This is a genomic window from Streptomyces sp. NPDC048370 (assembly GCF_043200825.1).
In the GTDB taxonomy this organism is placed as follows: domain Bacteria; phylum Actinomycetota; class Actinomycetes; order Streptomycetales; family Streptomycetaceae; genus Streptomyces.
The window spans coordinates 241,607-262,114 of record NZ_JBICYI010000003.1; the positions used below are offsets into that span (position 1 = coordinate 241,607).

Consider the following 20,508-nt stretch of genomic DNA (forward strand, 5'->3'; position numbering starts at 1 on the left):
TGTGGACAAACTCATAGCGCACCCCACAGCACCGCCCTGACCTGCACGTCTTCCGTCCACGGGCTGTGGGGGAGAAAAACTTTCCCCTCCGGACCAAGATCAGAACAAACGGCGCACACCCCAGGCTCCACGCCGAGCTTAAGTAAGGATCACTACTGCATTGCATCTCTTACCTGTGGAAGATTAGATTTGATCCCATGACCCAGGCTCCCCCGACCCTCAAGGCCGTCCGTCGGCAGCATGACCGCGAGATCGTCTCCCTCGCGCTGCCGGCCTTCGGCGCCCTCGTCGCCGAGCCACTCTTCCTGATGGTCGACAGTGCCATTGTCGGCCACCTCGGAACCCCTCAACTCGCCGGTCTCGCCATCGCCGCCGCCCTGCTCACCACTGCCGTCAGCGTCTTCGTCTTCCTCGCCTACGCGACCACGGCCGCCGTCGCCCGCCGCGTAGGAGCCGGTGACGTCAAGGCTGCCATCCGGCAGGGCATGGACGGCATCTGGCTCGCCCTCCTCCTGGGAGCAGCGGTCGTCGCGGCCACGCTGCCCACGGCCCCCTGGCTGGTCGACATCTTCGGAGCCTCCGACACGGCCGCCCCGTACGCCACCACGTATCTGCGGATCTCCATCCTGGGCATCCCCGCCATGCTTGTGGTCCTGGCCGCCACCGGTGTCCTGCGAGGCCTCCAGGACACCCGTACACCGCTGTACGTCGCCATCGGTGGCTTCACGGTCAACGCGCTGCTCAACGTGGGCCTTGTGTACGGCGCCGGGATGGGCATCGCCGGCTCGGCCTGGGGCACGGTCATCGCCCAGTGCGCCATGGCCGCCGTGTACCTCGTCGTGGTCGTACGGGGAGCAAGGCGCCACGGCGCCTCCCTGCGCCCCGACGCTGCCGGTATCCGCGCCAGCGCCCAGGCGGGCGTCCCCCTCCTCGTCCGCACGCTCTCGCTGCGTGCGGTCCTGATGATCGCCACCGCCGTCGCGGCCCGGATGGGCGATGCGGAGGTCGCCGCCCACCAGATCATCCTGTCCCTGTGGAGCCTGATGGCCTTCGCCCTCGACGCGATCGCGATCGCAGGCCAGGCCATCATCGGGCGCTACCTCGGCGCCGACGACGCCGACGGCGCCAGACAGGTCTGCCGTCGCATGGTCCAGTGGGGTGTGGTCTCCGGAGTCGTTCTGGGCGCACTCCTCGTCATCGCCCGCCCGCTCTTCATCCCGCTCTTCACCGGCGATACGACAGTTCAGGACACCCTGCTCCCGGCTCTGCTGGTCGTCGCCGTCTCCCAGCCGATCGCCGGAGTGGTCTTTGTCCTCGACGGCGTCCTGATGGGTGCGGGTGACGGCCCGTATCTGGCCTGGGCCATGCTGGTCACCCTGGCCATCTTCGCTCCGGTCGCGCTTCTCGTTCCCGTGCTCGGCGGCGGGCTCACGGCGCTCTGGTGGGCGATGACGCTGATGATGACCGTCCGCCTGCTGACCCTCTGGCTGCGTTCGCGCTCCGGCCGTTGGATCGTCACCGGCGCCACGCGGTGAATGTTTCACGTGAAACGCCGTGTTTCACGTGAAACGGCGGAAGGGCCGCACCCCGAGGGGTGCGGCCCTTCCGTACTGCTGAGAGCAGCGTTACGCGGCGACAACCTCGACGCCGAGCTTCGCGGCAACCTCGGGGTGCAGACGCACGGACACCTGGTGCGAGCCCAGGGTCTTGATCGGCGAACCGAGCTCGACGCGACGCTTGTCGACGTCGGGGCCACCCGCGGACTTGATCGCCGTGGCGATGTCGGCCGGGGTCACGGAGCCGAAGAGGCGGCCGGCGTCGCCGGAGCGAACGGCCAGACGCACCTTCACGCCCTCGAGCTTGGCCTTGATCTCGTTGGCCTGCTCGATGGTCGCGATCTCGTGGATCTTGCGGGCGCGGCGGATCTGCGCCACGTCCTTCTCGCCACCCTTGGTCCAGCGGATCGCGAAACCACGCGGGACCAGGTAGTTGCGAGCGTAACCGTCCTTGACGTCGACGACATCGCCGGCGGTGCCGAGGCCAGAGACCTCGTGGGTCAGGATGATCTTCATTTTTCGGTCACCCTTCCCTTATCGCGCGGTGGACGTGTAGGGCAGCAGCGCCATCTCACGGCTGTTCTTCACGGCCGTGGCGACGTCACGCTGGTGCTGCGTGCAGTTGCCGGTAACGCGGCGGGCACGGATCTTGCCGCGGTCGGAAATGAACTTCCGCAGCATGTTCGTGTCCTTGTAGTCCACGTACGCGGTCTTGTCCTTGCAGAACGCGCAGACCTTCTTCTTAGGCTTGCGCACAGGCGGCTTCGCCATGGTGTTTCTCCTGTGTGATCAAGAAGTTTGGGTACGAGCTGCCTTCCAGGGGAGTGCCCTAGAAGGGGGGCTCGTCCGAGTAGCCGCCGCCGCTGGAGTTTCCACCCCAGCTGCCTCCGCCGCCCTGCTGCTGGCCGCCGCCGGCCGGCGCGCTGGTCGCCCACGGGTCGTCGGCGGGAGCACCGCCACCACCCTGCTGGGCACCGCCGGAGTTTCCACCCCAGCTACCACCGCTGCCGCCCTGCTGCTGGCCGCCGCCGTAGCCACCCTGGCCACCGCGACCGGTGGTCTTGGTGACCTTGGCCGTGGCGTTCTTGAGGCTGGGGCCGACTTCCTCGACGTCCAGCTCGTAGACCGTGCGCTTGACGCCCTCGCGGTCCTCATAGGACCGCTGCTTCAGACGACCCTGCACCACGACACGCATGCCGCGCTGGAGGGACTCGGCGACGTTCTCCGCCGCCTGACGCCAGACCGAGCAGGTCAGGAACAGGCTCTCGCCGTCCTTCCACTCATTGGTCTGACGGTCGAAGGTGCGGGGGGTGGACGCGATACGGAACTTCGCGACCGCCGCACCCGACGGGGTGAAGCGCAGCTCGGGGTCGTCGACAAGATTGCCGACGACCGTGATGACGGTCTCGCCTGCCATTGGATGAACCTCTCGGCGGGATTGCTTCTGGCTGCTTACTGCTACTCGAACCCGATGACCTCTGAGCTAGATGCTCAGTGGGTCTCGGGACGGAGGACCTTGGTCCGGAGGACCGACTCGTTCAGGTTCATCTGTCGGTCGAGCTCCTTGACGACCGCAGGCTCGGCCTGCAGGTCGATGACCGAGTAGATGCCCTCGGGCTTCTTCTTGATCTCGTAGGCGAGACGACGACGGCCCCAGGTGTCGACCTTCTCGACCTTTCCGTTGCCCTCACGGACGACAGAAAGGAAGTTCTCGATCAGCGGGGAGACAGCGCGCTCCTCGAGATCGGGGTCGAGGATGACCATCACCTCGTAGTGACGCATGTGGAACCCACCTCCTTTGGACTCAGCGGCCACGGTCGTTCCGTGGCAGGAGGGTCGTGATGCGTAAGCAACGGTATCGGCCACCACTGACAAACCCCCTCGACGAGCGAGGAGGGCGTCGGGGTCCAGGGTGGACCTGGGCAGACACCGGTGCAGACCGTACAGAGTACCCGCACACCGGCTTCCGGTTGAAATCCGGTGGTGGGGGGACGCAATCTGTACACAACGGATGTCGGCGGCGCTACGATGCGCCGCCGTCCGGCAGGCACGCCAGGAGGTGCCCCATGGCACAGGCAATGCAACCCGACCCCGGACACTCCCTCCTCGCCACCGACGGCAAGCCTCACGTCCTCCAGGACACCCTGGTCGCCGTGACGCTCGTCCTCGGTGTGCTGGCCTTCATCACCGCGATGTTCCACCACCTGCACGTGCTGAGCTCCTGGGCAGGACTGCTCGGAATCCTCACGGGTGCGTTCGGCCAGTTCATCTCCGTGACGACCAGGGAGCGCTTCGCACTGATCGTCGGGCTCGGCGCCTCGGCGGTGGGCTTCTACCTCGGCATGTTCCACGGCGGCCTCGCCTGAGGCGTCCGGGTCGCACGCCGGCCCGAGGGACACGTGTCCCATCGGGGCGCTCCCCGGTCACAGTAGGCTTCGGCGCGAGAGCCGGAGCCCCTGACCGATGGGGACACACCTGCCGAGGAGCGCCCCGCATGAGCCTGACCCTGAGGACCATCAGCCGTGAGCAGCATCTGGCATTCATCCAGAGCCAGCCCGCGGCGAGCCACTGCCAGGTCCCGGCGTGGGCTGATGTGAAGACCGAGTGGCGCTCGGAGAACCTGGGTTGGTTCGACAAGTCCGGCGAACTCGTCGGCGCGGGCCTCGTGCTCTACCGCCAGCTTCCGAAGATCAAGCGCTACCTGGCCTATCTGCCCGAGGGCCCGGTCATCAACTGGTACGCCCCGAACCTCGACGACTGGCTGCAGCCGATGCTCGCGCATCTCAAGCAGCAGGGCGCCTTCTCCGTGAAGATGGGTCCGCCGGTCGTCATCCGGCGCTGGGACTCGGCCGCCATCAAGTCCGGCATCCAGGACCCGGACGTGAAGCGCCTGAAGGACGTCGAGGCCACGCACATCGAGCCGCGTGCCTTCGAAGTCGCCGACCGGCTGCGGAAGATGGGCTGGCAGCAGGGCGAGGACGGCGGCGCCGGCTTCGGTGACGTCCAGCCCCGCTATGTCTTCCAGGTGCCGCTGGCCAACCGCTCGCTCGACGACGTCCTCAAGGGCTTCAACCAGCTGTGGCGCCGCAACATCAAGAAGGCCGACAAGGCCGGTGTCGAGGTCGTCCAGGGCGGCTACGAGGACCTCGCCGAGTGGCAGCGGCTGTACGAGATCACGGCCGTCCGCGACCACTTCCGCCCGCGCCCACTCTCGTACTTCCAGCGCATGTGGACCGTCCTCAACAACGAGGACCCCAACCGCATGCGGCTGTACTTCGCCCGCCACAACGGTGTGAACCTCTCCGCCGCGACCATGCTCGTCGTCGGCGGACACGTCTGGTACTCCTACGGAGCCTCCGACAACATCGGCCGCGAGGTCCGGCCCTCGAACGCGATGCAGTGGCGGATGCTGCGCGACGCCTACGCGATGGGCGCGACCGTCTACGACCTCCGCGGCATCTCCGACTCGCTCGACGAGACCGACCACCTCTTCGGCCTCATCCAGTTCAAGGTCGGCACGGGCGGCGAGGCGGTGGAGTACGTCGGCGAGTGGGACTTCCCGCTCAACAAGCTTCTGCACAAGGCGCTCGACATCTACATGTCGCGCCGCTGACGGCCCGGGCTCCACGCCCGTAACCTCGTACGTAATCTCGTAGGTCTCGTACATACCTTTGATACACCGCAGCCACCAGAAAGGTTCCGGGCCGGCCATGGCGCTCTCCCTCTACGTCGACACCGCTCGTTGGCGAGCGCACCAGAAGTCCGTGATCGACCAGTTCCCCGGACTGATTCCGGTCTGCAAGGGCAACGGCTACGGCTTCGGCCACGAGCGGCTGGCCGACGAGGCCTCGCGGTTCGGCTCGGACATGCTCGCCGTGGGCACCACGTACGAGGCCGCGAAGATCAAGGACTGGTTCGGCGGCGACCTGCTCGTCCTCACCCCGTTCCGGCGGGGCGAGGAGCCGGTGCCGCTGCCGGACCGGGTGATCCGCTCCGTGTCGTCCGTGGACGGCGTGCACGCCCTCGTGGGCGCCCGTGTGGTCATCGAGTGCATGAGCTCGATGAAGCGCCACGGTGTCCTCGAGGAGGACCTGGGACGGCTGCACGCCGCCATCGAGGACGTACGGCTGGAGGGCTTCGCCCTGCACCTGCCCCTGGACCGCACGGACGGCACCGACGCGGTCGAGGAGGTCATCGGCTGGATGGACCGGCTGCGGGCCGCCAGGCTGCCGCTCAACACCATGTTCGTCAGCCACCTGCGGGCACAGGAGCAGGCCCGGCTCCAGCAGCAGTTCCCGCAGACCCGGTTCCGCGCGCGCATCGGCACCCGGCTCTGGCTGGGCGACCACGAGGCCACCGAGTACCGCGGCTCCGTCCTGGACGTCACCCGCGTCTCCAAGGGCGACCGCTTCGGCTACCGCCAGCAGAAGGCCGCCTCCGACGGCTGGCTCGTGGTCGTCGCCGGCGGTACGTCGCACGGGGTGGGCCTCGAGGCCCCCAAGGCGATGCACGGCGTGATGCCGCGCGCCAAGGGCGTGGCCCGCGCCGGTCTGGCGACCGTGAACCGGAACCTTTCTCCGTTCGTCTGGGCCGGCAAGCAGCGCTGGTTCGCCGAGCCCCCGCACATGCAGGTCTCGATCCTGTTCGTGCCGTCCGACGCCCAGGAGCCGAAGGTCGGCGACGAGCTGGTCGCCCATCTGCGGCACACCACCACGCAGTTCGACCGGCTCGTCGAGCGCTAGGGCCTAGTCCTCCTGCCGCTCCCCGGGCCATGCGTCCCCGGGGAGTCGGGAGACCCCCCACTCCACGCGCGGCCCCTCCACGGCCGGGGCCGCGTGCCGGGCGGGATGGGCCGCCCTGCCGCGTACGAACACGTCCTCGGCGCCGTCCAGGACGCCCCCGGAGGGGTCGTCCGAGCCGTCCTGCCGCACCACGTCCCGTTCGGGCGCCAGAATGTCGCGTACGACCATGACGCACAGGTACAGCGTGCCGAGCAGGTGCAGGACGATCGCGAAGTGGTAGCCGTCCGTCGGCAACCCCTGCTTGTTGCCGCTGGTCGTGAAGGCCAGGTACATCCAGATGCCGAGGAAGTACATGACCTCGCACGCCTGCCAGATCAGGAAGTCCCGCCAGCGCGGCCGTGCCAGGGCGGCGAGGGGGATGAGCCACAGCACGTACTGCGGCGAGTACACCTTGTTGGTCAGCACGAACGCGGCCACGATCAGGAACGCCAGCTGCACGAACCGGGGCCGGCGGGGCGCCGTCAGCGCCAGGGCCGCGAGGCCCACACCGACGAGCACCATCAGCAGCATCGTGTACGTGTTCGCGCTGCCGGGCGTGATCTGCTCACCGGAGCGCTGGCTGATCAGGAGCCAGAGGGAGCCGAAGTCGACGTTCCGCTCCTCGTTGAACGTGTAGAACTGCTTCCACCCCTCGGGCGCGAGCAGCATGACCGGCAGGTTCACCACGAGCCACGCCCCGGCCGCGCCGATCAGCGCCGTACCGAACTCCCGCCATCGCCCCGCGCGCCAGCACAGCAGGAGCACCGGCCAGAGGATCAGGAACGGATAGAACTTGGCGGCGATCGCGAGGCCGAGCAGGATGCCGAAGGCGAGCGGGCGGCGGCGTGACCACATCAGTACGGCGACGGAGGTCAGCGCCACGGCCAGCAGGTCCCAGTTGATGGTGGCCGTGAGCGCGAACGCGGGGGCCAGGGCGACCAGCAGGGCGTCCCAGGGCCGGCGGCGGTGCGTACGGGCCACGGCGACGGCCATGACGGCCGCGCAGACCATGAGCATGCCCGCGTTGACCATCCAGTAGATCTGCTCGCGGTGCACGAGGTCGCCGCCACCGGGCGTGAGCCAGGACGCGACCTCCATGAACAGCCCGGTCAGGACCGGGTATTCCAGGAACTCTATGTCACCGCTCAGCCGGTCGAAGTACGGGACCAGGCCCTCGGCGAACCCGCGTCCCACGAACAGGTGCGGGATGTCGGAGTAGCAGGCGTGGGTGTACTGCGACGTCGAGCCCCGGAACCAGGCCCAGTCGTAACAGGGGATCTTCTGCACCATGCCGAGCGCAAACATCCCGATGGCCACCAGTGCGATCACCCGCACCGGGGTGATCGCACCGGTGCCGAGAAGGGCTCGTCGGCCGACGGGCCCGCCGATCAGTTCGCTGCCCGCGGCGGCGACCTCGTCGCGACGGGTGGGGCACACCATCGCGGTGTCCTGCGGCCGGTCCTGCTGCGGACTCGTCTTGTGGAGGCTCGGCATGGGGGACATCCTGCCGTACGTCCCTGAGAAACGGAGAGGGCCGCCGTACCCGGCGCCGTACATGTCTGTACGTGCCGGATACGACGGCCCTCAGGGCCTTACCGGGCGGAGCCCGGCGGGCGGGTCAGTCGCTGCCCAGCCAGCCGTTTCCGCCGCCATTGGGTCTGCCGGTGGCGGTGTCCGTCGGGGTCGGTGACGTCGGTGTCGTCGGGGCCGTCGGTGTCCCGGTCGAGCCACCGTCCTGTCCGCCGTCCTGGCCACCGTTCTGACCGCCGTTGTCGCTGCACGGCCAGTCCCAGACGTCGCAGGTCTTGCCCGAGCTCGGCGTGCTGCTGGGCGTCGACGACGGCGTCTGCGAGGGGGTCACGGTCGCCGACGGCGACTGCGACGGGGTCTCCGTCGGCGTCGGGGTCGGGCTGGAGGCACCGCCACCGAAGACGGGCTCCGCGTCCAGGTCCTCCGGCTCGGGGAACGACTCGACCTTCATGTTCTTCAGCGCGTCGGTCATGTAGTCCTTCCAGATCTGCGAGGGGAAGGACGAACCGTGGATCTTGGGCTGGGCACCGGTACCGAACATCGACTCGAACTTGCGACCCTGCTTGGTCTCGTCGTCGTCGAAGCGGTACATGTCGATCGCGGTCGACAGGTTCGGCGTGTACCCCACGAACCAGGCGGAGTTGTTGCCATCGGTGGTACCGGTCTTGCCGGCCACGTCCCGACCAGGGATGGCGGCCTTACGGCCAGTGCCCTTCGGGTGCTCGACGACATCACGAAGGACGTCGGTCACGTTGCTGGCGATCGCCGAGGAGAAGGCCCGCTCGGTCTTCCCCTCGTGCTTGTAGATCGTCTCGCTGTTGCGCTTGACCTCCCTCACGGAGAAGGGGTCGTTGCGCTCTCCGTTGTTCGCGAACGTCGCGTACGCGCCGGCCATCCGGATCGCGCTCGGGTCGGAGATACCGAGGGAGAACGAGGGGACGTCGGCCTGGACCAGTGAGCTGTCACGCAGACCGGCCTTGCGGGCCGTGTCACGGACCTGATCGATGCCGATGTCCATGCCGAGCTGCACATAGGGCGAGTTGGCGGAGCGGATCATCGCCTCGCGCAGGCTCATGGGGCCGTAGTTGGCGTCATCGTCGTTGACCTGCAGCCACTCATCGCCCTTCTCGTTGGTCCAGACCGTGCCGTCGTATTTCTTGATCCGCAGCTCGTTCTTGCCGGAGTAGCGGCTCTTGTTCGGGTCGACGATCGTCCGGGTCGTGGAGTCCTGCTCCTCGGGCCCCTTCGGGTCCCGCACGCCGTACTCCATGGCGGCGGCCAGGACGAACGGCTTGAACGTCGATCCGACCTGCGCACCGGTCTGGTCGGCGTTGTTGGTGAAGTGCTTGGTGGCGTCCGCACCACCGTAGATGGCGACGATCTCACCGGTCTTGGGGTCGACCGAGGCACCGCCGAACTGGACGTGCGTGTCCGTCTTCGGCCGCTTCTTCGGATCGATGTGCTCGGCGTAGACCTTCTTGATGGAGTCCTCGAGCGCCTTGACCTTGTGCTTGTCGAAGGTCGTGTAGATCTGGTAGCCACCCCGGGCCATCTGCTTCTCGTCCATCCCCGGGGTGTTGTTGATGAAGTTGGCCTTGGCCGTGCTCACCAGGTAGCCGATCTGGCCGGTCAGCTGCGCGTTCTTCTTCGGCGGCTGCACCTTGGGGAAGGCCGGGTACTTCGCACGCTCCGTCGACGGGAGGTGGCCGTCCTTGACCATCTCGTCGAGGATCCACGTCCAGCGCTCCGTGGCCCGCTGCAGGTTCGCCGCTGGCGTCGCCTTGGGGTCGATCTCGGTGGAGCCGGCGGGGTCGTAGTAGGTCGCGCCCTTGAGGAGAGAGGCGAGGAAGGCGCACTCACTCGGGTTGAGGTGCTTGGAGTCCTTGGCGAAGTACGTCCGGGCCGCGGCCTGGATGCCGTAGGCACCACGCCCGTAGTACGCGGTGTTCAGGTAGCCCACCATGATGTCGGGCTTCTCCATCTCGGCACCGACCTTGATGGAGATGAAGAGCTCCTTGGCCTTACGGGACAAGGTCTGCGACTGATCGTTGAGCAGGCTGTTCTTCACGTACTGCTGGGTGATGGTGGAGCCACCCTGCGTCTGCCCGCCCTTGGCCATGTTCCAGACCGCACGGCCGATGCCCATCGGGTCGATGCCCGAGTCGTCACGGAACGTCTTGTTCTCTGCCGAGATCACCGCGTTCTGCATGGCCATGGGGATGTCGCCGATGCCGACGATCTGCCGGTTGACCTCACCGCCGGTGGCGGCCATCTGTGTCTTGTCGGACCAGTAGTACACGTTGTTCTGCGCCGTGGCGGCCTCGTCCACCTTCGGGATCGCCACCTGGGAGTACGCGAACGTCGCCGCGCCCATCAGGAGGCCGAGGAAGGCCAGGCAGAGACCCGAGACGAGCTTCCAGGAAGGCACCCAGCGGCGCCAGCCGTACTTGTTGTGGCGCGGGTAGTCGATCAGCCGCTTCTTACCCGGCGGGCGGCCACCACCGCGGCCGCGACCCGGGCCACCGCCCTGGCCGCCGCCACCGCCACCACGCCGGCCACCACCGTGACCACCGTGGCCCCCCGCGCCGCCGTCGGGCGCACGCCGACGGCTTCCGCGCTGGGCGGCACGGCGAGCTTCGGCACGCCCACCGTAGGGGCGCTCCTCTTCTCCGTACCCCGACGAAGGGGAGCCGGTGCTGACGTCCCGTCCCTGAGCCGACCGGCGGCCCATGGGCTGCTGGGCAGCGCGCCGGGCCGCCGCGCGGCCGCCACTCGGCGGCTGCGACTGCGGCATTTTGCGACGATGCTCGCTCATCGAACGACTACTCCTCGGGCAGGCGCGTACGCCTGGAAGCGGCAGTTGAGTTCCGGTCCCCCCGAAATGCGCACGGCCGGACCTCACCAAAGGCCCCTCCGTACCGCAGCCGATCACCCGGATCACTGACGCACTGCGGCGTCGCACGGTTCCCGGTGTTCTGCATGCCGCAAGACTACGCACGGCCAAAACCCACCTAGGGCCGAAGTTCACCCCAAATCAGGCAAGTCGATTGCTGTGAATTGACGATGTGACGCCGGTCACCGTGGCCCCACTTGTCGCAGCAGTGTGGCCGTTCTATCGTCTGGATGTATCGAGTCGATACATCAGCACGGCATAAGGCACCCCGAAGCAGAGGAGGGCGACGGATGAGCAGACGCTCGGGAATCCTCGAGTTCGCCGTCCTCGGCCTGCTCCGTGAAGCTCCGATGCACGGGTACGAGCTGCGGAAGCGGCTCAACACCTCGCTGGGCATCTTCCGGGCCTTCAGCTACGGGACCCTCTATCCCTGCCTCAAGACGCTCGTCGCCAGCGGCTGGTTGATCGAAGAGCCGGGCAGCGCCCCCGAGGACGCTCTCGCCGCTTCACTCGCAGGACGCCGCGCCAAGATCGTCTACCGGTTGACGGCCGAAGGTAAGGAGCACTTCGAAGAGCTCCTCTCCCACACCGGCCCGGACACCTGGGAGGACGAGCACTTCGCCGCCCGCTTCGCCTTCTTCGGCCAGACCGAGCGGGAGGTGCGGATGCGGGTGCTGGAAGGCCGCCGCAGTCGGCTGGAGGAGCGCCTGGAGAAGATGCGCGCCTCTCTGGCCCGCACGCGCGAACGCCTCGACGACTACACCCTTGAGCTGCAGCGCCACGGAATGGAGTCCGTGGAGCGCGAAGTGCGCTGGCTGAACGAGCTCATCGAGAGCGAGCGGGCGGGACGGGATCAGCGATCCGGTCCCGACGCCCACGAGGGCGCCGCTCAGCACGACAACGAATCTGGAGAAACGGGCGGCCTGCCCCGGCACGGGGGCAGTACCCGGCCGGATCCGTCCGACGACACCGCCAAGTGAATCCCTGCATCCCGCAGGGCTTCCACGATCACACAGGGAGCAACCGGAATGGGTTCGGTTCGCGTAGCCATCGTCGGCGTGGGCAACTGCGCCGCCTCACTGGTGCAGGGCGTCGAGTACTACAAGGACGCCGACCCGGCGACCAAGGTGCCCGGCCTGATGCACGTCCAGTTCGGCGAGTACCACGTCGGTGACGTCGAGTTCGTCGCCGCCTTCGACGTCGACGCCAAGAAGGTCGGCCTCGACCTCTCCGACGCCATCGGCGCCAGCGAGAACAACACCATCAAGATCTGCGACGTCCCGAACACGGGCGTCACGGTCCAGCGTGGCCACACCCTGGACGGGCTCGGCAAGTACTACCGCATGACGATCGAGGAGTCCGCCGAGACCCCCGTCGACGTCGTGCAGGTTCTCAAGGACCAGCAGGTCGACGTGCTCGTCTGCTACCTGCCCGTGGGCTCCGAGGACGCCGCGAAGTTCTACGCGCAGTGCGCCATCGACGCCAAGGTCGCCTTCGTCAACGCCCTCCCGGTCTTCATCGCCGGCACCAAGGAGTGGGCGGACAAGTTCACCGAGGCCGGTGTCCCGATCGTCGGCGACGACATCAAGTCCCAGGTCGGCGCCACCATCACGCACCGCGTGATGGCGAAGCTGTTCGAGGACCGCGGTGTCCGTCTTGAGCGCACCATGCAGCTCAACGTCGGCGGCAACATGGACTTCAAGAACATGCTCGAGCGCGACCGCCTCGAGTCGAAGAAGATCTCGAAGACCCAGGCCGTCACCTCGCAGATCCCCGACCGCGAGCTGGGCGAGAAGAACGTCCACATCGGTCCCTCGGACTACGTGGCCTGGCTGGACGACCGCAAGTGGGCGTACGTCCGCCTCGAGGGCCGCGCCTTCGGTGACGTTCCGCTGAACCTCGAGTACAAGCTCGAGGTCTGGGACTCCCCGAACTCGGCCGGTGTCATCATCGACGCGCTGCGCGCCGCGAAGATCGCCAAGGACCGGGGCATCGGTGGCCCGATCCTCTCCGCGTCCTCGTACTTCATGAAGTCCCCGCCGGTGCAGTACTTCGACGACGAGGCCTTCGCCAACGTCGAGAAGTTCATCAAGGGCGAGGTCGAGCGCTAAAGCTCTGATCCACTTCGCCGATCGAGGGTCCCCGGTCTTTCGCCCGGGGGCCCTCTTCGTATGTGAGTCTTGCTGCCATGCCCGTCGTACGTGATCTGCGCGTACTCCTGCGCCTGACGAACTTCCGCCGTCTCCTCGCCGTCCGTCTGCTCTCCCAGTGCGCCGACGGCGTCTATCAGGTGGCGCTGGCCACGTACGTCGTCTTCTCGCCCGAGAAGGAGACCTCTCCCGCCGCCATCGCCTCCGCGATGGCCGTGCTGCTCCTTCCGTACTCCCTGATCGGGCCCTTCGCCGGCGTCCTCCTCGACCGCTGGCAGCGCCGTCAGGTCTTCCTGTACGGAAATCTGCTGCGGACGCTCCTCGCCTGCAGCACGGCCGTCCTGATGCTGGCCTCCGTTCCCGACTGGCTCTTCTACGCCTCCGCCCTGTCGGTGACGGCCGTCAACCGCTTCGTCCTCGCCGGGCTCTCGGCGGCGCTGCCCCGGGTCGTGGACGACGAGCGGCTGGTCATCGCCAACTCCCTGTCCCCGACCGCCGGCACCGTGGCCGCGACGGTGGGCGGTGGCCTGGCCTTCGGGATCCGGCTGCTCTCCGAGGACTCCGACTCCGCCGTCGTCCTGTTCGGCGCTCTCCTCTATCTCTGCTCCGCCCTGGCCTCCCTGCGCATGCCCCGCGAGCTCCTGGGCCCCGACCCCGAGGTGGTCCAGCCCCGGCTGGGCGCCGCCCTCGCCTCGACGGCCCGTGGTCTCATGGACGGGCTGCGCCATCTGGCCGAGCGACGGCCCGCCGCCCGCGCGCTGGCGGCGGTGACGCTGATGCGCTTCTGCTACGGGGCGCTCACGGTGACCGTCCTGATGCTCTGCCGCTACGCCTGGAGCTCCACGGAGTCCGAGGGACTCGCGCTGCTGGGGCTCGCCGTCGCCGTCTCCGGGGCCGGCTTCTTCGTGGCCGCCCTCGTCTCGCCCTGGGCGATCGGGCGGCTCGGACCCTTCGGCTGGATGACCGCCTGCGCGGCCTCGGCAGCTGTTCTGGAACCCGCGCTCGGACTGCCCTTCGCGCAGACCCCTCTACTGATCGCGGCCTTCCTCCTGGGGCTCGCCACCCAGGGCGCCAAGATCGCGACGGACACGGTCGTCCAGATGTCCGTGGACGACGCCTACCGCGGACGGGTCTTCGCCCTCTACGACACGCTCTTCAACGTCGCCTTCGTGGGCGCGGCGGCGGTCGCAGCGCTGATGCTGCCGCCCGACGGCCGGTCCGTCCCTGTCGTCGTGATGGTCGCCGTCGTGTACGCCTCGACCGCGCTGATGCTGGGGCGCCAACGGCAGAAGGGGTGATGTTTCACGTGAAACATCACCCCTCCCTCACGCGACCTCGTCGATGTTTCACGTGAAACATCGACCGCCCCGACTCAGCCCTGGGTCGCCCACCACTCCTTGAGCGCCGCGACGGCCGCCTCGTGCTCCATCGGCCCGTTCTCCAGACGCAGCTCCAGCAGGAACTTGTACGCCTGCCCCACGGCCGGGCCGGGACGGATACCGAGGATCTCCTGGATCTGGTTGCCGTCCAGGTCGGGCCGGATCGAGTCCAGCTCCTCCTGCTCCTGGAGCTGCGCGATCCGCTCTTCCAGTCCGTCGTAGGCGCGCGAGAGAGCGCCGGCCTTGCGCTTGTTCCGTGTCGTGCAGTCCGAGCGGGTCAGCTTGTGGAGTCGCGAGAGAAGAGGACCCGCGTCCCGGACATAGCGGCGGACGGCGGAGTCGGTCCACTCACCGGTCCCGTATCCGTGGAAGCGCAGGTGCAGCTCCACCAGACGCGATACGTCCTTGATCATCTCGTTCGAGTACTTCAGGGCCGTCATGCGCTTCTTGGTCATCTTCGCGCCGACCACCTCGTGGTGGTGGAACGAGACCCGACCGTCCTTCTCGAAGCGACGGGTACGCGGCTTGCCGATGTCGTGGAGCAGTGCGGCAAGGCGCAGCACCAGGTCCGGCCCGTCCTCCTCCAGGTCGATCGCCTGCTCGAGGACGGTCAGGGAGTGCTCGTAGACGTCCTTGTGCCGGTGGTGCTCGTCGCTCTCGAGCCGCAGCGCCGGCAGTTCCGGCAGTACGTACGCGGCGAGGCCGGTGTCGACCAACAGACCCAGCCCCTTGCGGGGGTGGGCGGAGAGCAGCAGCTTGTTGAGCTCCTCACGGATCCGCTCCACGGAGACGATCTCCAGACGGCCTGCCATCTCCGTCATCGCCGTGACGACCTCGGGGGCCACCTCGAAGTCGAGCTGGGCCGCGAAGCGAGCGGCGCGCATCATGCGCAGCGGGTCGTCCGAGAACGACTCCTGCGGCGTTCCGGGGGTGCGCAGCACCCGCGCGGCGAGGTCGTCGAGGCCACCGTGCGGGTCGACGAACTCCTTCTCCGGCAGGGCCACGGCCATGGCGTTGACGGTGAAGTCACGCCGGACGAGGTCGTCCTCGATGGAGTCACCGTAGGAGACCTCGGGCTTCCGCGAGGTGCGGTCGTACGCCTCGGAGCGGTACGTCGTCACCTCGATCTGGTAGCCGCTCTTCTGGCAGCCGACCGTGCCGAAGGCGATCCCGACCTCCCAGACAGAGTCGGCCCACGGGCGGACGATCTTGAGAACGTCCTCCGGCCGGGCGTCGGTCGTGAAGTCGAGATCATTGCCGAGCCGTCCGAGCAACGCGTCCCGCACCGAGCCGCCGACCAGCGCGAGGCTGAACCCTGCGTCCTGGAATCGGACGGCGAGGTCGTCGGCGACAGGGGATACGCGCAGTAGTTCACTGACCGCGCGGCGTTGCACCTGGCTCAGTGCAGTCGGGGTGTCTTCGTTGGCGTTCGGCACAACAGAAAAGGGTACGTGCCCCGGCCCAGCGCAGCGTCCCCGTTTTCCCAGGGACCGGCCACCTTGTCCCCATCGGCTGGAGCAGTCCCCGGCACTTGCCCCCGGCGTGCCTCGTTACCATGCGTGGACACAGCAACGGGGAACCACCGACACCACTGATACGACGAGGACGGGCGAACGCGTGGCCGAGGCGGCAGACAACCAGGGGACCCTTCCCTCACCTGCCCGTCGGTGGCTGCGGCGGACGGCGTCCCTCCTTGCAGGCGCACCGCTGCTCGCAGGGCTCCTTCAGGGCGCCGTGGCCCCACCGGCTCTCGCGGCCGAGGACGCCACCGGATCACGAACCGTCGATGTGTCTCTCGACACGCTCTCGCCGAGCGCTCCGGTGGAGGGTGACACGGTCACCCTCTCCGGGACGGTGACCAACGGGGGCAAGCAGACCGTGACCGATGCCACGGTCGACGTCAGGGTCGGCCCCCGGATGACGAGCCGGAGCGAGATCGAGCAGGTCTCGGGCCGTACCGGCTACCGGCCCGGGAGCGACCCCTCTCCCCTCGGTGGTGGCTACACGGTCAAGATCCCGCGGCTGGCGGCGGGGCTCAGCCAGGAGTTCAAGCTCTCCGTACCCGTCGACAAGCTGGGACTCGACGACGCGGGCGTCTACCAGCTGGGCGTCTCCCTCTCGGGGCAGACCTCCTCGCAGCCCTCGCATCACGTGCTCGGGATCGAGCGGACCTTCCTGCCCTACCAGCCCGAGGCGGCGGAGAAGAAGACCCAGCTCACCTACCTCTGGCCGCTGATCTCCTCGGCCCATGTGTCGGCCCAGACCGGCACCGACGACCAGCAGACGCCGGTCTTCGAGAACGACGACCTGGCCGCCGAGCTCGCCCCTGGCGGGCGCCTGGACCACATGGTCACGCTGGGCAAGGAGCTCCCCGTCACCTGGGTGATCGACCCGGACCTGCTGGCGACCGTCGACGCCATGACGCGGAGCTACCAGGTCAAGGACGGCACGGGCACGGTCCCCGGTAAGAACCAGGCCGTCGCCGAGCGGTGGCTGGACGCCCTGCAGAAGGCCGTGGTGGGCCGCAAGGTCGTCGCCCTGCCCTTCGCCGACCCGGACATCGCCTCGCTCGCCCACCGCGGCAAGGACGTCCCCGGCTCCTTGAGCCACCTCCGGCCTGCGACGGAGCTGGCCGGGACGACCGTGGAGACGATCCTCCATGTGAAGCCGTCCACCGACTTCTCCTGGCCCGTGGACGGAGCGGTCGACCCCTCGATCATGGATGTCGCGACCTCGGCCGGCGCCCACAAGGTGATCGCCCGCAGCGACAGCTTCCAGGACGACCTCCCGTACACGCCGACGGCGGCTCGCCCCATCGGCGGTGGCACCACCGCCGTCGTCAGCGACGCCTATCTCTCGACGACCTTCGAGGGCGACATGCTCCCCGCGGGGAGCTCCACCCTCGCCGTCCAGGAGTTCCTCGCCCAGTCGCTCGCCGTGACCCTGGAACAGCCCGACCGGCAGCGCAGCATCGTGGTCGCGCCTCAGCGGATGCCGAGCGCTTCGCAGGCGCAGACCATGGCGACCGCGCTGCGCGGCCTTTCGGCCGGGCGCTGGACGGAGCCCCTCGATCTGATCGGGGCCGCGGCGGTGAAGCCGGACCCTGACGCCAGCACCAAGGTGCCGAGCGCTTCCCGCTATCCGCAGCAGCTGCGCAAGCAGGAGCTGCCGGTCGAGGCCTTCCGCGACATGAAGGACACCCGCGCGGATCTGGACGACTTCAAGGTCATCCTCACCCAGCCCGACCGCGTGGTGACGCCCTTCGGCAACGCCATCAGCCGCGAGATGTCCACGTCCTGGCGCGGCCAGGCCCCCGCGGCCTCCCTGTACCGGATCACGGTGCACGAGTACCTCAAGAGCCTCACCCGCGAGGTACAGCTGGTCGAGAAGTCGGACCTCACGCTCTCCGGCCGCAGCGCCACCATCCCGGTGACCGTCCAGAACAAGCTGCTGCAGGGCGTGGACGACCTCGTGCTGAGGCTGACGTCCGGCAACAGGACCCGCCTGAAGCTCGACGGTGAGGCCGTCGCCGAACTCCCCGTCAAGATCGGCGCCGGTCACAGCCAGTCCGTGAAGTTCAACGCCTCGGCCAACGCCAACGGTCCGGTGCCCATGACGGCCCAGCTGTTCACCAAGGACGGCACGCCGTACGGACAGCCCATCTCCTTCACCGTGAAGGTCTCCGAGATCACCCCGACCGTGATGCTCGTCATCGCCGGCGGCGTGCTGCTCCTCGTCGTCGCCGGAGCGCGGATGTACACCCAGCGCAAGCGCGCGGCCGCCCGGAACGCCGAAGCGGAGGCCGCGGAGGACGACGATCCCGAGCAGCCGAGTGACCCGACACCGGACACCGCCCACGAAAGCGGCGACCTGTCTGGCCCGGGTGAGAAAGTGGACCGTTGAGCGATGTCGTGGCCGGTCGGCCGGGGACGATGAGGTGGGGTAACCATGAACGCGCCGTACGACGGTGACCGCGGGCACGGCCTGGGCGGCACCGAGCCGTCCGGTGGAACGCCCGCGGCGGCCCCGGGACCCGGCGAGACGTCGGCTCCGCCACCGCAGCAGCCCGCCTCCGACCCGTACGCCCAGAGCCCGTACGCCCAGGACCCCTACGTCCAGGACGCCTACACCCACGATCCCTTTCAGGCTCGGGATCTGTCCGCGCAGGACCCGGTGACCGAGGCGCTCTACGACCGCGCCGCGCACCCCCCGCCCCCGCCGGGCACCTACCAGGAGCCGCAGCCGCTCTACCAGCAGCCCGCGGCGCCCCAGCACGCCCCGGACCCCCGGGTGTGGGCCCAGACCCCGGCCCCCGAGCCGGACGGTCCGTCGCGCCATCTGCCCTACGGCGACGACGCCCGCACGGTCCAGTTCACCGGCGTGGACGACCTCGTGACCCGGGCCGGCGACGACACGCCCGAACCGGACGCCTTCGCCCACCTCTACCGGGACCAACAGACTCCCGGCCAGGTGCCCCCGCCCGCTCCGGAGCCGAACCCCATGCCCGCCCCCGCCCCGAAGAAGTCCGGCCGCGCCTCCGGCCTGCTGAAGTCGAGCGCGGTGATGGCCGCCGGCACCCTGGTCTCCCGCCTCACCGGCTTCGTCCGCAGCCTGGTCATCACGGGCGCGCTCGGCGCCGCCCTGCTGGGTGACACCTTCACCATCGCCTACACCCTGCCGACGATGATCTACATCCTCACCGTCGGCGGCGGCCTCAACTCGGTCTTCGTCCCGCAGCTCGTCCGCTCGATGAAGAACGACGAGGACGGCGGCGAGGCCTACGCCAACCGGCTGCTGACCCTGGTCATGGTGGCGCTCGGCGCGATCGTCGTCGCCGCCGTCTTCGCCGCCCCGGTGTTGATCCGGCTGATGTCGAACACCATCGCCGACGACGCAGCGGCCAACAGCGTCGCCGTCACGTTCGCCCGCTACTGCCTGCCCACGATCTTCTTCATGGGCGTGCATGTGGTGATGGGTCAGATCCTCAACGCCCGGGGCAAGTTCGGCGCGATGATGTGGACCCCGGTCCTCAACAACATCGTCATGATCGTCACGTTCGGTCTGTTCATCTGGGTCTACGGCACCTCCGCCGAATCCCACATGGGTGTTCAGACGATCCCCGACGACGGCATCCGCCTGCTCGGCATCGGCACCCTGCTCGGCCTGGTCGTCCAGGCGCTGGCGATGGTTCCCTACCTCCGCGAGACGGGCTTCCGCTTCCGGCCCCGCTTCGACTGGAAGGGCCACGGCCTCGGCAAGACGGTCAAACTCGCCAAGTGGACCGTGCTGTTCGTCCTCGCGAACCAGGCGGGCGTCCTGGTCGTCACCCAGCTCGCCACCGCGGCCGGTGAGGCGTCCGGCAAGAACGGCGCCGGCTTCCTCGCCTACTCCAACGCCCAGCTGATCTGGGGCATGCCGCAGGCCATCATCACCGTCTCGGTCATGGCCGCCCTGCTGCCCCGCATTTCCCGCGCCGCCCACGACGACGACCCCGGCGCCGTCCGCGACGACATCTCGCAGGGCCTGCGGAATTCCGCCGTCGCGATCGTCCCGGTCGCCTTCGCCTTCCTGGCGCTCGGTGTGCCGATGTGCACCCTGCTCTACGCCTCCAGCGGCGTCCAGGCCGCCCAGGGCATGGGCTTCATCCTGATGGCCTTCGGCCTCGGCCTGATCCCGTACTCGGTCCAGTACGTCGTCCTGCGCGGCTTCTACGCCTACGAGGACACCCGGACGCCGTTCTACAACACCGTCATCGTCGCCGCCGTCAACGCGGCTGCCTCGGCGGCCTGTTACTTCGTGCTGCCGGCCCAGTGGGCCGTCGTCGGCATGGCCGCCTCCTACGGTCTGGCCTACGCGGTCGGCGTCGGTGTCGCCTGGCGCCGACTGCGCAACCGCCTCGGCGGCGACCTGGACGGCACCCACATCATGCGGACCTACGCCCGTCTCTGCCTCGCCTCGCTGCCTGCCGCGATCGTGGCCGGCGCCGTCGGCTTCGGCCTGTTGAAGCTCCTCGGCGAAGGGGCCCTCGGCTCGCTCGTGGCTCTTCTCGTCGGCGGCGCCGTCCTGCTCGGCGTCTTCTTCGTGGCCGCCAAGCGGATGCGGATCGCGGAGCTGAACTCCATGGTCGGTATGGTCCGTGGGCGCCTGGGACGGTAGGAATCCGTCCCCGCACAACCATCGTCGGCCGCCGCGTGTCGTGCATAGCGGCCGACTGTGGGC

General features: G+C 68.5%; 17 protein-coding genes. 9 read left to right on the plus strand and 8 right to left on the minus strand.

Going from position 1 to position 20,508, the window contains the following annotated elements:
- Positions 1 to 197: 197 nt before the first annotated feature.
- A complete protein-coding gene (locus ACGFYP_RS08430) occupies positions 198 to 1,535 on the plus strand; it encodes an MATE family efflux transporter (protein ID WP_393488000.1) in 1,338 nt (445 codons plus the stop codon).
- 90 nt (positions 1,536 to 1,625) lie between these two features.
- Here ACGFYP_RS08430 and rplI read toward each other — a convergent pair whose 3' ends face one another.
- The 4 genes from rplI to rpsF all read right to left on the minus strand — a co-directional run bounded on the left by rplI (position 1,626) and on the right by rpsF (position 3,338).
- A complete protein-coding gene (gene rplI, locus ACGFYP_RS08435; RefSeq protein WP_361960248.1) occupies positions 1,626 to 2,072 on the minus strand; it encodes a 50S ribosomal protein L9 in 447 nt (148 codons plus the stop codon).
- A gap of 18 nt (positions 2,073 to 2,090) precedes the next feature.
- Positions 2,091 to 2,327: a 30S ribosomal protein S18 gene (rpsR, locus tag ACGFYP_RS08440; protein ID WP_005315025.1), complete on the minus strand. Its 237-nt coding sequence runs from the start codon at positions 2,325 to 2,327 to the stop codon at positions 2,091 to 2,093.
- A gap of 58 nt (positions 2,328 to 2,385) precedes the next feature.
- A complete protein-coding gene (locus tag ACGFYP_RS08445) occupies positions 2,386 to 2,973 on the minus strand; it encodes a single-stranded DNA-binding protein (protein WP_361960246.1) in 588 nt (195 codons plus the stop codon).
- 74 nt (positions 2,974 to 3,047) lie between these two features.
- A complete protein-coding gene (gene rpsF, locus ACGFYP_RS08450) occupies positions 3,048 to 3,338 on the minus strand; it encodes a 30S ribosomal protein S6 (protein ID WP_004950685.1) in 291 nt (96 codons plus the stop codon).
- 284 nt (positions 3,339 to 3,622) lie between these two features.
- Between rpsF and ACGFYP_RS08455 the strand changes: the two genes are divergently transcribed.
- The 3 genes from ACGFYP_RS08455 to ACGFYP_RS08465 all read left to right on the plus strand — a co-directional run bounded on the left by ACGFYP_RS08455 (position 3,623) and on the right by ACGFYP_RS08465 (position 6,298).
- On the plus strand, positions 3,623 to 3,922 hold the full coding sequence (locus tag ACGFYP_RS08455; protein WP_361960243.1) for a hypothetical protein: 300 nt from the start codon (positions 3,623 to 3,625) through the stop codon (positions 3,920 to 3,922).
- A gap of 128 nt (positions 3,923 to 4,050) precedes the next feature.
- Positions 4,051 to 5,169 carry a peptidoglycan bridge formation glycyltransferase FemA/FemB family protein gene (locus ACGFYP_RS08460; protein WP_361960240.1) on the plus strand — a complete coding sequence of 373 codons (1,119 nt, stop codon included), beginning with the start codon at positions 4,051 to 4,053 and terminating at the stop codon, positions 5,167 to 5,169.
- A 97-nt stretch (positions 5,170 to 5,266) separates the two neighbouring features.
- Positions 5,267 to 6,298 (plus strand): alanine racemase, encoded by a 1,032-nt coding sequence (locus ACGFYP_RS08465; protein WP_361960237.1) that lies wholly within the window; start codon positions 5,267 to 5,269, stop codon positions 6,296 to 6,298.
- 3 nt (positions 6,299 to 6,301) lie between these two features.
- Here ACGFYP_RS08465 and ACGFYP_RS08470 read toward each other — a convergent pair whose 3' ends face one another.
- From ACGFYP_RS08470 to ACGFYP_RS08480, 3 genes are all read right to left on the minus strand, one after another.
- Positions 6,302 to 7,831: a glycosyltransferase family 87 protein gene (locus ACGFYP_RS08470; protein WP_393488007.1), complete on the minus strand. Its 1,530-nt coding sequence runs from the start codon at positions 7,829 to 7,831 to the stop codon at positions 6,302 to 6,304.
- Between the two features lie 124 nt (positions 7,832 to 7,955).
- Entirely contained in the window at positions 7,956 to 10,340 is a 2,385-nt protein-coding gene (locus ACGFYP_RS08475) for a transglycosylase domain-containing protein (RefSeq protein WP_393489114.1), read from the minus strand.
- Positions 10,337 to 10,516, minus strand: coding sequence for a hypothetical protein (locus ACGFYP_RS08480; protein ID WP_393489217.1), 180 nt, complete (start codon positions 10,514 to 10,516; stop codon positions 10,337 to 10,339). The genes ACGFYP_RS08475 and ACGFYP_RS08480 overlap by 4 nt, the downstream gene beginning before the upstream one ends.
- A gap of 534 nt (positions 10,517 to 11,050) precedes the next feature.
- Between ACGFYP_RS08480 and ACGFYP_RS08485 the strand changes: the two genes are divergently transcribed.
- From ACGFYP_RS08485 to ACGFYP_RS08495, 3 genes are all read left to right on the plus strand, one after another.
- Positions 11,051 to 11,740, plus strand: coding sequence for a helix-turn-helix transcriptional regulator (locus ACGFYP_RS08485; protein WP_393488009.1), 690 nt, complete (start codon positions 11,051 to 11,053; stop codon positions 11,738 to 11,740).
- A 48-nt stretch (positions 11,741 to 11,788) separates the two neighbouring features.
- Positions 11,789 to 12,871: an inositol-3-phosphate synthase gene (locus ACGFYP_RS08490; protein WP_361960229.1), complete on the plus strand. Its 1,083-nt coding sequence runs from the start codon at positions 11,789 to 11,791 to the stop codon at positions 12,869 to 12,871.
- 77 nt (positions 12,872 to 12,948) lie between these two features.
- Complete coding sequence (locus tag ACGFYP_RS08495; protein WP_393488013.1) at positions 12,949 to 14,208, plus strand: MFS transporter; 1,260 nt, start codon at positions 12,949 to 12,951, stop codon at positions 14,206 to 14,208.
- Between the two features lie 74 nt (positions 14,209 to 14,282).
- On the opposite strand, the gene ACGFYP_RS08500 is transcribed toward ACGFYP_RS08495, so the two are convergent.
- Positions 14,283 to 15,725 (minus strand): CCA tRNA nucleotidyltransferase, encoded by a 1,443-nt coding sequence (locus ACGFYP_RS08500; protein ID WP_393488015.1) that lies wholly within the window; start codon positions 15,723 to 15,725, stop codon positions 14,283 to 14,285.
- Positions 15,726 to 15,906: 181 nt separating this feature from the next.
- On the opposite strand from ACGFYP_RS08500, the gene ACGFYP_RS08505 reads away from it, so the two are divergent.
- Together ACGFYP_RS08505 and murJ are read left to right on the plus strand one after the other, a co-directional pair.
- The gene (locus ACGFYP_RS08505; protein ID WP_393488017.1) at positions 15,907 to 18,192 is read left to right on the plus strand and encodes a DUF6049 family protein; all 2,286 of its coding nucleotides are present in this window, start codon (positions 15,907 to 15,909) and stop codon (positions 18,190 to 18,192) included.
- Between the two features lie 45 nt (positions 18,193 to 18,237).
- Entirely contained in the window at positions 18,238 to 20,445 is a 2,208-nt protein-coding gene (gene murJ, locus ACGFYP_RS08510; protein WP_393488019.1) for a murein biosynthesis integral membrane protein MurJ, read from the plus strand.
- Positions 20,446 to 20,508: the final 63 nt, after the last annotated feature.